A 13,027-nucleotide genomic window follows, 5' to 3' on the forward strand; every position below is an offset into this window, starting at 1 on the left:
ATTTTATTAAATGAGCTCACAAAATTCAGATAGATACGCACAAAGAGGTGTTTCGGCCGGTAAAGAAGATGTACACAACGCCATCAAAAATGTCGATAAAGGTTTATTTCCTAAAGCCTTTTGTAAAATAGTCCCCGATTATCTTACGGGTGATAAAGACTATTGTTTAATTATGCACGCCGATGGTGCTGGGACAAAATCTTCACTTGCATATGCGTATTGGAAAGAAACGGGAGATTTATCTGTTTGGAAAGGGATTGCTCAAGACGCGCTTATTATGAATATAGACGACCTACTTTGTGTGGGGTCTGTAGATAATATTATGCTTTCTTCAACCATAGGAAGAAATAAAAACTTAGTTCCAGGTGAAGTTATTTCTGCAATAATAAATGGTACAGAAGAATTGATTTCCGAATTAAAACAATTTGGTGTAAACATTTATTCAACTGGTGGTGAAACAGCCGATGTGGGCGATTTAGTACGAACTATCATTGTAGATTCTACCGTAACTGCAAGAATGAAACGTAGCGATGTAGTTGATAATGCAAATATAAAACCAGGAGATGTAATTGTTGGTTTGGCTTCTTTTGGTCAAGCAACTTACGAGAAAGAATACAATGGAGGTATGGGAAGTAATGGTCTTACTTCAGCTAGACATGATGTATTTGAAAAATACCTAAGTGATAAATACCCTGAAAGCTTTGATTCGTCAGTGCCGTCTGAGTTAGTTTATTCTGGCTCTAAAAAACTACAGGATACTGTTGAAAACAGTCCCCTAAATGCTGGAAAATTAGTTTTGTCTCCAACTCGTACCTACGCGCCAATAATTAAAGAAATTTTATCGCAGTTTACCAAGAAAGAAATTCATGGGATGGTACACTGTAGTGGAGGGGCACAAACCAAAATTCTTCATTTTGTAGAAAACCTTCATATTATAAAAGATAATCTTTTTGATGTTCCACCACTTTTCAAACTAATTCAGGCTGAAAGTAAGACCGATTGGAAAGAGATGTATAAGGTTTTTAATATGGGGCATAGAATGGAGTTATACGTTCCAGAAGAAATTGCTGAGAAGATCATAAAAATTTCAAAGTCATTTAATATAGACGCCCAAATAGTGGGTAGAGTTGAGGCTTCAGAAACAAAGAAGCTTACAATAACTGGTGAAAACGGCACGTTTACTTATTAAATAGATTATAATGAAATATACTCTTTGGTTAATTTTTCCTTTACTGATTCTTAACTCTTATAATTTAAAAGCGCATACAGATTCATTAAAGGTAAAAACAAAAAAAAAGGATACTGTCGACTTAGGTTGGAGAACCAAAAATGAGGTTGGCTTATTACTAAATCAAGTGTCTTTTACTAATTGGAATTCTGGAGGAACAAATTCTATTTCAGGTATTGTTTCTACTAAGTCTATAGCAAAATATAAGCAAGAAAAATGGTTTTGGAACTCTGAATTAAACCTCAAATACGGTTTAAATAAGCAACAAGATAATGGTGTAAAAAAAACCGAAGATGTTATAGATTTAAATTCCAACGTAGTGCTGCAAACCGATTCTATAAGCAATTGGTTTTATTCTGCAAGATTTAGCTTTAACACTCAGTTTTCTAATGGTTATAAATACCCTGATAAGGATGAAGCTATATCTAGGTTTTTAGCCCCTGGTTATATGTTTTTTGGTGTTGGGATGGAATACGGTAGAAAAATTGAACATTTATCATTTTATGCTTCTCCTTTTACTTTAAAAACAACTTTTGTAATGGATGATCATCTGGCAAATAGAGGAGCTTTTGGTGTAAATCCAGCTATTTACGACATGGATGGAAATATGTTGAGTAAGGGTAATAATATAAAGCAAGAAGTAGGTATACTGTTAACCAATAAATACGAGGAGAATATTTTCGAAAATATTAAATTGAATAGTCATTTAAGATTATATACCGATTATGTCAATAGTTTTGGCAATATTGATATTGATTGGGAGGTGAATATAGATATGAAAGTAAACAAGTTTGTTAAAGCAACTTTAGGATCTCACCTCAGATATGATAATGATATTAAAGTAGAGTCCAAAAGAAATGAAATCACAAACGAAGAAATCATTCTTGAAGGCCCAAGTGTGCAGTGGAAACAAATACTTGGTGTAGGAGTGGTTATCGATTTTGATAAGTTATCTAAATCGAAAGAAACCTCGTAATTTGCTCTAAAATACCACAAAATACATTTAGAAACTTCAGGTTTCTTCAAGAAATAATTTCATTTTTTCAATCGAAATAATTTCGACTAAAAAATTGTAAATTTGCCATTCATTATAAAAATATATGTTAGACAGGCTTCAAATAATAAAACAGCGTTTCGATGAGGTGAGTGACCTTATCATTCAACCAGATATAATCAGTGACCAAAAGAGGTATATTCAATTGAATAAAGAGTATAAAGACTTAAGAGTTTTGATGGATAAAAGATCAGAATATCTTGAACTTACTGATAATATTAATGAAGCTCAAGAAATCATTTCAGATGGAAGTGATGCGGAAATGGTTGAAATGGCAAAGTTGCAACTAGACGAAGCGTCAACTCGTTTGCCTCAATTAGAAGAGGAAATTAAATTCCTTTTAGTGCCTAAAGATCCTGAAGACTCTAAGAACGCCGTTATGGAAATTCGCGCGGGTACGGGTGGTGATGAAGCAAGTATATTTGCAGGAGACCTTTTCAGAATGTACACAAAGTATTGTGAAGGTAAAGGTTGGAAGACAAACGTTATAGATTTAAGTGAAGGTACTAGCGGAGGTTTTAAAGAAATTCAGTTTGAAATTGAAGGTGATGATGTTTATGGCACTCTAAAGTTTGAAGCTGGGGTACACCGTGTACAACGAGTACCACAAACTGAAACTCAAGGACGTGTACATACAAGTGCTGCTACGGTTATGGTGTTTCCAGAAGCTGAAGAATTTGATATTGAAATAAACCCAAAAGATGTAAGGGTAGATTTCTTCTGTTCTTCTGGACCAGGTGGGCAGTCTGTTAACACTACCTATTCTGCTGTGCGTTTAACTCACGTTCCAACAGGATTGGTTGCCCAGTGTCAAGATCAAAAATCGCAGCACAAAAACAAGGAAAAAGCCTTTAGAGTACTTCGTTCACGTTTGTATGATATGGAATTGGCTAAAAAACAAGCTGAAGATGCTCTTAAAAGAGGTTCTATGGTAACAAGTGGAGATCGTAGTGCTAAAATTAGAACATATAACTACTCACAAGGACGTGTAACCGACCATAGAATAAACCTTACTCTTTACAACTTGGGTAATATTATGAATGGAGATATCCAAGAAATAATAGACGAATTGCAATTGGTGAGTAATACAGAAAAGCTAAAAGAAACAGGCGAAACATTTTAAAACAGTTTAGCGTTACAAGTCTTATAAAGTAGGGATTAACCAACTATTAATCGTAGTTGGTTAATTTCACTTCTATTTAATTTACCGATACTTTACCATAAACTTTCATCAGATTTAAATTAACCCTAATGACTACCCAACAATTAATTTCAGAAATAAAAAGGAAGAAATCTTTTCTTTGCGTTGGACTTGATGTAGATCTTGATAAAATTCCGGAATTTCTTTTAAAGGAAGAAGACCCGATTTTTGCATTTAATAAAGCTATTATAGATGCTACACATCAATATGCAGTGGCGTATAAGCCAAATACTGCTTTTTATGAGGCTTATGGTTTAAAAGGATGGAAATCCCTGGAAAAGACGATTTCTTATTTAAATAAAAATTATCCAGAAATCTTTACCATTGCAGATGCAAAACGCGGTGATATAGGCAATACATCTTCAAGGTATGCAAAAGCTTTCTTTGAAGACTTGGGATTCGATTCGATTACTGTTGCTCCCTATATGGGGAAAGACTCTGTAGAACCTTTTCTAGATTTTAAAGACAAGTATACAATTTTACTTGCACTTACTTCAAATGAAGGTGCTTTTGATTTTCAAACAAAAAATGTTGGGCAACAAGAACTCTATAAAGAAGTTTTGGAAACTTCTAAAGCTTGGGGCAATAGTGAAAACTTAATGTACGTAGTTGGAGCAACTAAAGCAGAGTACTTAGCAGACATTCGCAAAATTGTGCCTAATAGCTTTTTATTGGTTCCTGGTGTAGGAGCTCAAGGCGGAAATCTACAAGATGTTTGTAAATATGGAATGTCTAAAAACATTGGTTTATTAATAAACTCTTCAAGAGGCATAATTTACGCTTCAAATAAAAATGATTTTGCCGATGCTGCTGCTGAAGTAGCAATGAAAATGCAAACTGAAATGAAAACCATTTTAGATGGAATTCATTGATCAGTTAAATAGAGTTGTAAAATTTAGCAAAACTCCCACTCGAATTGTTTCCTTGGTGCCTTCGCAAACCGAATTATTGGTAGATTTAGGTTTACGCGACAATATAGTTGGGGTAACCAAGTTTTGTGTGCACCCTAATAAGCTTCGGAAGGAAAAGACAATTGTTGGAGGTACAAAAAATGTACACTTCGAGAAGGTGAAAGCTCTTAATCCAGACATTGTAATTTGTAATAAAGAAGAAAATACTGAAGAAATAGTAATTGAGTTAGAGAAAATAGCTCCAGTTTGGGTAAGTGATATCTCAAATATTTCTGAATGTATTGAGATGATAAATAGGTTAGGGGAGGTGTTTGAAGTCTCGCAATCTGCATTAGAAATAAGTTCAAAAATTTTATCCCAATTGAAGGCCTTCAGAGCATTTTCTGAGAAACTTCCTATAAAAAAAGTAGTTTACCTAATATGGAAAGATCCGTATATGGCTGCAGGAAGAGATACATTCATCAATGAATTGCTAGAATTAAATAGGTTTGAAAATCTCTTTACTGATGAAAACTCCCGTTATCCTGAAGTTCGAGAAGAATTATTACGGCAGGCTGATACCATTTTGCTTTCCACAGAACCATTTCCTTTTAAACAAAAACACGTTTCAGAATTTCAAAAAGAATTTAAGGCTGAAGTTAAATTAGTAGATGGAGAATTCTTTAGTTGGTATGGTAGTAGAATGACAAAAGCGTTTGAGTACTTTAAAAGACTGCACGAAAGCTAATATTTGAATCAATTAAGAATGGGTGTTCAATGAAAGCCTTTTTATTTCACTTTTAATTTTATCGGCTTGACTTTGAAATAATTCACTTTTATCGACATCTTTTAGAGAAGTTTCAAAAGATTTCTTCATTAAAAGAGTGTATTTTTCTTCTAGTTTTTCAAGCTTCGATTTTTTTCTAAACAAATTAGTCATTGCCGCATTTTTTACAAATGCAAATATAATTTGTATAAAGCCAAAATGTTACAAAGGCTTGGTTAATAGTCTCCTAAAATAAAGTTGCTTAGTGATTTATACTGTTAATTAATTAAGGATATTAATCCTGCATAGCAAATACCTGTCTGAGTAATTTTGTGGTTCTTGCACCGATATTGTTTCTAATATCTTTTTCCTCTACACTAATCATCGTATAAACACCTTTTAAAGCTTCGTTGGTTACATAGTCGGTTAAATCTGGATTTACTTTAGTAACAAAAGGAACTGAATTGTACCTTGTAATAATATTTGTCCAAATTTGATCTGCTCCAACTTTAGCAAAAGAGTTTTTTATTACAGGATTAAATTTTGAATATAAAGCAGTGTTAGTGCGTTGTTCTAAATAATTAGTGGCTGCATTATCTGGGCCTAGAAGAATGTTTTTTGCATCCGTAAAGGTAATTTGCATTACTGCGCTTACAAATATAGGAGTAGCTTCTTTTACAGCATCTTCAGCAGCGCGGTTTAATGCTTTAATCCCTTCATCGGCAAGACTTCCAAGGCCTATATCGCGTAGGGTTTGATCTACCTTCTGCAACTCTGAAGGCAACATAATCTTCACGAGTTGATTTTTATAAAAGCCATCCTTGTTTGTTAGCTTTGTTACTTGTTTATCTATTCCTTTATCTAAAGCTTCTCTAAGACCGTTTCCTATTAGTTGAGGGTCCATACCTATACCTGTGTCAGTTGGTAGGGTGTTTACTACTTGCTGTAGTTCAGCGCATGAAACTAGCGTGAATACACTAATAAAAAGAATAAATTTTTTTAAATACATCTTGATTGTGTTTTTATATAAACCTCAAAGATAAAAAAAGACCCTTCAATGTGAAGGGTCTTTTAATTATAAACTTATTTTAAAATTCTTATTTAAGAACTTTTACAGTTTTAGAGCTGTTTCCAATTTTTACTTTAACTAAATAAGCACCAGTTGGAAGGTTACTCATGTTAATTCTTGGAGAAATTGTGCTTGGGTTTTCTTGAAGTACAACTTTTCCTAATACATCGTAAATAACTACTTGGTCTACAGCATTAACAGTTTCTATATTTAAGAAGTCTTTCACTGGGTTAGGGTATACAGAGAATTTATCAGCTTTAAAATCTTCAGTACTTAGTAAGCCAAAAGCTGTAACTACATCATCAATGTAGTAAGTTGTAAACTCGCTAGGTGCGTAAAAGTCAATAGCTCCAAAATAAGGTACTGCCATATCGTTAAATGGAGTTCCTTCTAAAATAGCTGGTAAACCATCTACATTCATTTGAAGTGTTTTATTGTCAAGATCTAAAATTAATTCTACTGGAAACCATGCGTCATGAGGGAAAGCCCAAGTAGCAGATCCATCAGCAACTTGACCTTGACCTGGAGTCATATTGTCTGGATTAAAATAAATATCAGGGCTTAAGAATGAACCATCACCTTGGCTACCTGCAGGTGTTTCTCCTTGTAAGTTGAAATATCCTTCTTTTCCAGATGGAATGTACATGCTAAATCTTACAGTATAGATATCGGTGTCTGGTTGGCTATCGATAAGATACAATTGGTCTTTACCAGCAGGAGCCCCAACTTCATCAATTAATAAAGACTGTGAACCTGAGTTAGATTGGTCTAAGGCAACGATACCATCTTCTGGGCCACCTTCCTCTCCAGACCAAGTTTTCCAATAGTCAGCTTGAGATGAAATAGGACCAGGAGAATAGCTTTCAAGATCATCTTGTTGGTCAATTTGACCATAAGATGTAGATAAACTAAATGCTCCTAAGGTAAATGCTAATAAGTAAATTTTTTTCATAATATTTTATAGTTTGTTTGATTTTATGAGGGTCTAAGATATAATAAAATGATTTAAAAAAAAGATGTTTTGATGTTTTTATTGAAAAAAAATAAGTTTTATGAAATAAAAAAAGCCCTTAAAACTTAAGGACCTTTTTAAAATTAAACATTTAAAACTCTTTTTTATTTTACGATTTTTACAATTTTTGAGTTGTTACCGATAGTTACTTTAACCATATATGTTCCTGAAGAAAGGCTGCCCATATTAACTGTAGGAGAAATTTTTCCTGGCTTCTCTTGAAGCACAACTTTTCCTAAAACATCATAAACAGTTATTTTATCTACTGAAGCTGCAGATTCTATGTTTAGTATGTCTTTTACAGGGTTAGGATATACAGAGAATTTATCTTCAGTAAAATTTTCTGTACTTAAAATCCCAGAAGCCATAGTTATATCATCTATATACATATCGTTGTTTGGGCTGGCGGAATAGAAGTCAATTCCAGCTAATTCTGTAAATACTTGACCTCCAAATTCAAATACTTGTGCGAAAATCACTTGTTGTCCATCTATAAACATGTCCCAAACCTGGTTATCTAAATCATAAACACAGGTTGTTTTAAACCATTGGTCTTCTGGAAATGTAAAAACTTGGTCATAGGTAGAGCAATCTGTTTGTCCAGTTACTCCTCCTTGTCCAGCTTCTGAACCACTACAATTAAAATAAACGTTTCCTCCCATAAGAGCTTGTGTCCATGCCGAACCACTTGCGCTCAATGCTGCCTGCATGTTAAAATAACCAGAAGCTCCAGCAGGAATATATGAGTACCATTGAATTGTATATGTTCCAAACATAGGGGCCGTAGGAGTTAACAGAATCATATCTGTAATTCCAGATCCGTCAATATGTAATGATTTGATTCCGGACAAGGCTTCATCGTCTGTTACGTCTGCATCTTCAGCACCTCCACTATTACCAGACCAAGTACGCCAATGATCTGCTTGTGGTGACACATCGCCCACCGTATAAGATTCGAAATCGTCGGTTAATTCTACTTGAGCTTGAGTAGAAAAAGCAAATGCTCCTAAAGCAAATGCTAATAAGTAGATTTTTTTCATAATATTTTATATTTAGATTAAGAAATTAATACTCTAAGATACAATAAAATGATTTATTGTCATAATATTTTTTAAAATTATCATTATTACATATAGCTGTTTAGTTCGTATGGTTTTAATTAAATTTGCCTATTAATTTACAAGTAGAAATTATTATGCAAAACATTAAGCCATATACCCCTAAACATAAAGTACGTATTGTAACTGCAGCATCTCTTTTTGATGGACATGATGCCGCTATTAATATAATGAGACGAATTATTCAGTCCACTGGTGTTGAGGTTATACACTTAGGTCACGACCGCAGTGTAGAAGAAGTGGTAAATACGGCAATCCAAGAAGATGCGAATGCTATAGCTATGACTTCCTACCAGGGAGGGCACAACGAATACTTTAAATATATGTACGACCTTCTAAAGGAAAAAGGGGCGAGTCATATTAAGATATTTGGTGGTGGTGGTGGTGTTATTCTTCCATCAGAGATAAAAGAATTGATGGATTACGGTATCACTCGTATTTATGCGCCTGATGATGGTAGAGAAATGGGGTTGCAGGGAATGATTAACGATTTAGTTAAACAATCAGACTTTGCTATTGGTGATAAACTCAATAATGAACTAGAGAATCTTCCAAATAAGGAAATTGGTTCTATTGCTCGCTTAATTTCTGCTGCTGAAAATTTCCCTGAAGTTGCAAAAGATGCGTTGGATAAAATTCACGAAATAAACGAAAAAAATACAACTCCTGTATTAGGTATTACTGGAACAGGAGGAGCGGGTAAATCTTCATTAGTTGATGAATTAGTAAGAAGATTTCTAATTGATTTCCCTGAAAAAACTATTGGAATTGTTTCTGTAGATCCATCAAAGAGAAAAACGGGTGGGGCTTTATTAGGAGACCGAATTCGTATGAACGCTATTAACTCTCCAAGAGTATATATGCGTAGTTTGGCTACAAGACAAAGTAATCTTGCATTGTCTAAATACGTAGCTGAGGCCATTCAGGTTTTAAAAGCTGCTAATTTCGATTTAATCATACTTGAAACTTCAGGTATTGGGCAGAGCGACACCGAAATATTAGAGCACAGTGATGTTTCATTATATGTAATGACTCCTGAATTTGGTGCGGCAACTCAGCTTGAGAAAATTGATATGTTAGATTTTGCCGACTTAGTGGCAATTAACAAGTTTGACAAGCGCGGTTCTTTAGATGCATTACGCGATGTTAAAAAACAATATGTACGTAACCATCACCTATGGGAAACTCCACAAGACGAGCTCCCTGTTTATGGAACAATAGCGTCCCAGTTTAACGATCCTGGAATGAACACGCTGTATAAAGCAATAATGGAAACTATTTCAGAAAAAACTGAGGGAGATCTTAAAAGTGATTTTCAAGTTCCAGAAGAAATGGATGAGAAGGTTTTTGTGATCCCACCATCAAGAACGCGATACTTATCTGAAATTGCTGAAAACAACAGAGCTTACGACAAAAAAGCTTCAGAGCAATCTGAAGTTGCCCAAAAACTTTATGGAATCTATAAAGCTATAGAATCGATTTCTGGAAAAACACCAGAATTGGATAAAGCTGGGATAGTTTCTGAATTTATTGACGATTCGAAAGCCAATAAAGATCTATTAAAATTATTACTTGCTGAATTTGATCGTGAAAAGTTGAATTTAGACCCCTACAACTGGGAGGTTATCACCGGTTGGAATGAAAAAGTAAATAAATATAAAAATCCAATCTATAGTTTTAAAGTTCGCGACAAAGAAATTAAGATTGAAACACATACCGAGTCGCTTTCACATTCACAAATCCCAAAAGTTGCTTTGCCAAAATATCAAGCTTGGGGCGATATTTTAAGATGGGTACTTCAAGAAAATGTTCCAGGAGAATTCCCTTATACTTCTGGTTTATATCCTTTTAAAAGAACTGGTGAGGATCCTGCAAGAATGTTCGCAGGTGAGGGTGGACCAGAGCGTACAAATAGACGTTTTCACTACGTAAGTATGGGATTGCCTGCAAAAAGGCTTTCTACTGCTTTTGATAGTGTTACCTTATATGGTAATGACCCTGATTTAAGACCGGATATTTATGGGAAAATCGGTAACGCGGGAGTTTCTATTTGCTGTTTAGACGACGCCAAGAAACTTTACTCTGGTTTTGATTTAAGTCACGCAATGACATCTGTGAGTATGACGATTAATGGTCCTGCACCTATGCTTTTAGGGTTCTTCATGAATGCAGCTATCGATCAGAATTGTGAGAAGTACATTGTTGAAAACGGTCTCGAGGCAGATGTTGAAAAGAAAATCAATAAAATTTACAAGGATAAAGGTATTGAACGTCCTAAATACCATGGAGAGTTACCAGAAGGAAATAACGGTTTAGGATTGATGCTACTCGGTGTAACGGGAGATCAAGTATTAGATGCTGATGTTTACAACAAAATTAAATACGAAACACTACAACAGGTTCGCGGTACCGTTCAAGCAGATATTTTAAAAGAAGATCAAGCGCAAAATACTTGTATATTCTCTACAGAATTTGCCCTTAGATTGATGGGGGATGTTCAGGAGTATTTTATCGAAAAGAAAGTAAGAAACTTCTATTCTGTTTCTATTAGTGGTTACCACATTGCCGAAGCAGGAGCTAACCCAATTACTCAGTTGGCATTTACTCTAGCAAATGGTTTTACTTATGTAGAATATTACTTGAGCCGTGGGATGGACATCAACGAGTTTGGTCCAAACCTTTCATTTTTCTTTAGTAATGGTATCGACCCTGAATATGCAGTTATTGGTCGAGTAGCTAGAAAGATTTGGGCAAAAGCATTAAAAGAGAAGTATGGTGCAAACCCAAGAGCTCAAATGCTGAAGTATCACATTCAAACTTCTGGACGTTCATTACACGCGCAGGAAATAGACTTTAATGATATTCGTACTACATTACAAGCGCTTTACGCTATTTATGATAACTGTAATTCACTGCATACAAATGCTTACGATGAGGCTATTACAACACCTACAGAAGAAAGTGTACGTCGTGCAATGGCAATTCAGTTAATTATCAATAAGGAATTAGGGCTTGCTAAAAATGAAAACCCAATTCAAGGATCTTTCATTATTGAAGAGTTAACCGATTTAGTAGAAGAAGCTGTATTAAAAGAATTTGATAGTATTACTGAGCGTGGAGGAGTTCTTGGTGCAATGGAAACTATGTACCAACGCAGCAAAATTCAAGAAGAGAGTTTGTATTATGAAACTTTAAAGCACAATGGTGAATTCCCGATTATTGGAGTAAATACTTTTTTAAGTAGTAAAGGTTCGCCAACCGTTCTTCCTGCTGAAGTAATTCGCGCAACCGAGGAAGAGAAGCAGGTTCAAATTAAAACGCTTCAAAGTCTTCATAAAATGTATGATGGAAAAGCAACGGATGCAATTGAAAAAGTGCAGACTGCAGCAATTCACAATAAAAACATATTTGAAGAACTTATGGAAGCAACAAAGGTTTGTTCGTTAGGGCAAATTACCGAAGCCTTATTTAAAGTAGGTGGGCAGTATAGACGTAATATGTAGAAATAATAATTAATAATAATAAACCCCGACATTCTAATTAGATTGTCGGGGTTTATATTTTAAAATTAAAAATTGTTGTTATTCTTCTTCCTCAGTTTCACTATCTTCATCTTCTAGATCTTCCCAATCCTCATCTTCATAATCATCAAAAAAATCTTCAAAAATATTTTCTGAATCATAAGGGATGTCATCTTCAGGGCTGTGGTCGTCGTAATTTATACCTGGCGGATTAAAAAGCCCCCAACGATCTATAGTGTAATCCCAAGGATCAAAGGTCTTCACCCATTCAGCAAAAAGAACACGGAAGGTTTCAACTTCTTTTCGAAGTAAATCAAGGTATTCAATTTCATCAAAGCCTAACATTTCAATTCCTTGAAGGTCGTTGATAATTTCGCGAGCTGATTTACGAATTATGGTGGCATTTTCCATTTTAAGGTCGTAAGCATCAACGCTTTCTGCACCCATAATTTTGGTTGGAATAATAAGTGAGTTTTCCATCATATAACTCAAATTATACTCCATTAATTTCTTTTCGCCTTTGCGTTTATACTTTATATCGGTGTTTTCTACAGATTTTACAAGGTGATAGACAAGGTTTGAAATTTCCTCGGCTTTTATATAAATAGGCATTTGCCTCACGTGGTTGTGGTGCTCCATAGAATCAAAATCGTCGTCTTCAAACATAATAAGGCATTAATACATTCCTTTTACAAAGGTAACGATAGGTTTCTGATATAGAAAATGAAAAGTAGAACTCTAAATGTTAAAGAGTTAATTGCCAGGTATGTTGAAGTTTGCGAAATTTCTTAATTTCTTTTCTTAATAACGGTAGAAAATCCTTACCATTGCTATTAACCTTCTCTAAGCGTTCGCAGTTTTTGTATAACAAATTAGATAAGTGAATCACAGAAGCTGCATGCTTGTGTTTTTCTTCAGAAAAAGGTTGACTTTCTGCTTTTAAAATTTTAGGTCCAAGTGATACTGATTGTTGAACAATATCGCCACTGAAATAAATATTAGGATCTTCTTTTCCGTTTTTCTGAATTCCTGCTAAATCATAACTTAGGTATGTAGAGATGTTACGAGCTAATGAAAAAATTTCCATTGCTTTTAGGTACATCGCTGAATGTTTATTATTTCCGTAAGTATGAGCTGACATTTTATAATTTTAAAGTGTATCAAATTT

Annotated in this window: 12 protein-coding genes; 6 read left to right on the forward strand and 6 right to left on the reverse strand. The window is 34.4% G+C overall.

What is annotated here, in order from left to right; translation table 11 throughout:
• The first annotated feature begins 10 nt into the window (after window positions 1-10).
• From H4O20_RS04970 to H4O20_RS04990, 5 genes are all read left to right on the forward strand, one after another.
• Window positions 11-1,189 carry an AIR synthase related protein gene (locus H4O20_RS04970; RefSeq protein ID WP_185098473.1) on the forward strand — a complete coding sequence of 393 codons (1,179 nt, stop codon included), beginning with the start codon at window positions 11-13 and terminating at the stop codon, window positions 1,187-1,189.
• 10 nt (window positions 1,190-1,199) lie between these two features.
• Window positions 1,200-2,204 (forward strand): DUF3078 domain-containing protein, encoded by a 1,005-nt coding sequence (locus tag H4O20_RS04975; protein ID WP_185098474.1) that lies wholly within the window; start codon window positions 1,200-1,202, stop codon window positions 2,202-2,204.
• A 124-nt stretch (window positions 2,205-2,328) separates the two neighbouring features.
• Window positions 2,329-3,405, forward strand: coding sequence for a peptide chain release factor 1 (prfA, locus tag H4O20_RS04980; protein WP_139855050.1), 1,077 nt, complete (start codon window positions 2,329-2,331; stop codon window positions 3,403-3,405).
• A 128-nt stretch (window positions 3,406-3,533) separates the two neighbouring features.
• Window positions 3,534-4,355 carry an orotidine-5'-phosphate decarboxylase gene (gene pyrF / locus H4O20_RS04985; protein WP_185098475.1) on the forward strand — a complete coding sequence of 274 codons (822 nt, stop codon included), beginning with the start codon at window positions 3,534-3,536 and terminating at the stop codon, window positions 4,353-4,355.
• Window positions 4,342-5,121 carry an ABC transporter substrate-binding protein gene (locus H4O20_RS04990; protein WP_185098476.1) on the forward strand — a complete coding sequence of 260 codons (780 nt, stop codon included), beginning with the start codon at window positions 4,342-4,344 and terminating at the stop codon, window positions 5,119-5,121. Before pyrF ends, H4O20_RS04990 begins: the two co-directional genes overlap by 14 nt.
• 12 nt (window positions 5,122-5,133) lie before the next feature.
• On the opposite strand, the gene H4O20_RS04995 is transcribed toward H4O20_RS04990, so the two are convergent.
• The 4 genes from H4O20_RS04995 to H4O20_RS05010 all read right to left on the reverse strand — a co-directional run bounded on the left by H4O20_RS04995 (window position 5,134) and on the right by H4O20_RS05010 (window position 8,260).
• A complete protein-coding gene (locus tag H4O20_RS04995; protein ID WP_185098477.1) occupies window positions 5,134-5,313 on the reverse strand; it encodes a Lacal_2735 family protein in 180 nt (59 codons plus the stop codon).
• Window positions 5,314-5,434: 121 nt separating this feature from the next.
• Window positions 5,435-6,148, reverse strand: a complete 714-nt coding sequence (locus tag H4O20_RS05000) for a DUF4197 domain-containing protein (protein WP_139855054.1) — start codon at window positions 6,146-6,148, stop codon at window positions 5,435-5,437.
• An 88-nt stretch (window positions 6,149-6,236) separates the two neighbouring features.
• The gene (locus H4O20_RS05005) at window positions 6,237-7,160 is read right to left on the reverse strand and encodes a T9SS type A sorting domain-containing protein (protein WP_139855055.1); all 924 of its coding nucleotides are present in this window, start codon (window positions 7,158-7,160) and stop codon (window positions 6,237-6,239) included.
• A 164-nt stretch (window positions 7,161-7,324) separates the two neighbouring features.
• Window positions 7,325-8,260: a T9SS type A sorting domain-containing protein gene (locus H4O20_RS05010; RefSeq protein WP_185098478.1), complete on the reverse strand. Its 936-nt coding sequence runs from the start codon at window positions 8,258-8,260 to the stop codon at window positions 7,325-7,327.
• Window positions 8,261-8,415: 155 nt separating this feature from the next.
• Between H4O20_RS05010 and H4O20_RS05015 the strand changes: the two genes are divergently transcribed.
• On the forward strand, window positions 8,416-11,841 hold the full coding sequence (locus tag H4O20_RS05015; RefSeq protein ID WP_185098479.1) for a methylmalonyl-CoA mutase family protein: 3,426 nt from the start codon (window positions 8,416-8,418) through the stop codon (window positions 11,839-11,841).
• Window positions 11,842-11,919: 78 nt separating this feature from the next.
• Here H4O20_RS05015 and H4O20_RS05020 read toward each other — a convergent pair whose 3' ends face one another.
• Window positions 11,920-12,525: a hypothetical protein gene (locus H4O20_RS05020; RefSeq protein WP_185098480.1), complete on the reverse strand. Its 606-nt coding sequence runs from the start codon at window positions 12,523-12,525 to the stop codon at window positions 11,920-11,922.
• Between the two features lie 79 nt (window positions 12,526-12,604).
• On the reverse strand, window positions 12,605-13,000 hold the full coding sequence (locus tag H4O20_RS05025) for a hypothetical protein (RefSeq protein ID WP_139855059.1): 396 nt from the start codon (window positions 12,998-13,000) through the stop codon (window positions 12,605-12,607).
• Window positions 13,001-13,027 lie beyond the last annotated feature (27 nt).

Origin of the sequence: Aequorivita sp. 609 (assembly GCF_014212065.1) — a bacterium.
Classification (GTDB): Bacteria; Bacteroidota; Bacteroidia; order Flavobacteriales; family Flavobacteriaceae; genus Aequorivita; species Aequorivita sinensis.

Excerpts from the sequence above, each read along its gene's own strand:
- pyrF (WP_185098475.1), top strand. The coding sequence starts at position 3,534 with ATGACTACCCAACAATTAATTTCAGAAATAAAAAGGAAGAAATCTTTT.
- H4O20_RS05005 (WP_139855055.1), bottom strand. The coding sequence starts at position 7,160 with ATGAAAAAAATTTACTTATTAGCATTTACCTTAGGAGCATTTAGTTTA.
- H4O20_RS05020 (WP_185098480.1), bottom strand. The coding sequence starts at position 12,525 with ATGTTTGAAGACGACGATTTTGATTCTATGGAGCACCACAACCACGTG.
- H4O20_RS04995 (WP_185098477.1), bottom strand. The coding sequence starts at position 5,313 with ATGACTAATTTGTTTAGAAAAAAATCGAAGCTTGAAAAACTAGAAGAA.
- H4O20_RS05015 (WP_185098479.1), top strand. The coding sequence starts at position 8,416 with ATGCAAAACATTAAGCCATATACCCCTAAACATAAAGTACGTATTGTA.
- H4O20_RS05000 (WP_139855054.1), bottom strand. The coding sequence starts at position 6,148 with ATGTATTTAAAAAAATTTATTCTTTTTATTAGTGTATTCACGCTAGTT.
- prfA (WP_139855050.1), top strand. The coding sequence starts at position 2,329 with ATGTTAGACAGGCTTCAAATAATAAAACAGCGTTTCGATGAGGTGAGT.
- H4O20_RS04970 (WP_185098473.1), top strand. The coding sequence starts at position 11 with ATGAGCTCACAAAATTCAGATAGATACGCACAAAGAGGTGTTTCGGCC.
- H4O20_RS04990 (WP_185098476.1), top strand. The coding sequence starts at position 4,342 with ATGGAATTCATTGATCAGTTAAATAGAGTTGTAAAATTTAGCAAAACT.
- H4O20_RS05010 (WP_185098478.1), bottom strand. The coding sequence starts at position 8,260 with ATGAAAAAAATCTACTTATTAGCATTTGCTTTAGGAGCATTTGCTTTT.
- H4O20_RS05025 (WP_139855059.1), bottom strand. The coding sequence starts at position 13,000 with ATGTCAGCTCATACTTACGGAAATAATAAACATTCAGCGATGTACCTA.
- H4O20_RS04975 (WP_185098474.1), top strand. The coding sequence starts at position 1,200 with ATGAAATATACTCTTTGGTTAATTTTTCCTTTACTGATTCTTAACTCT.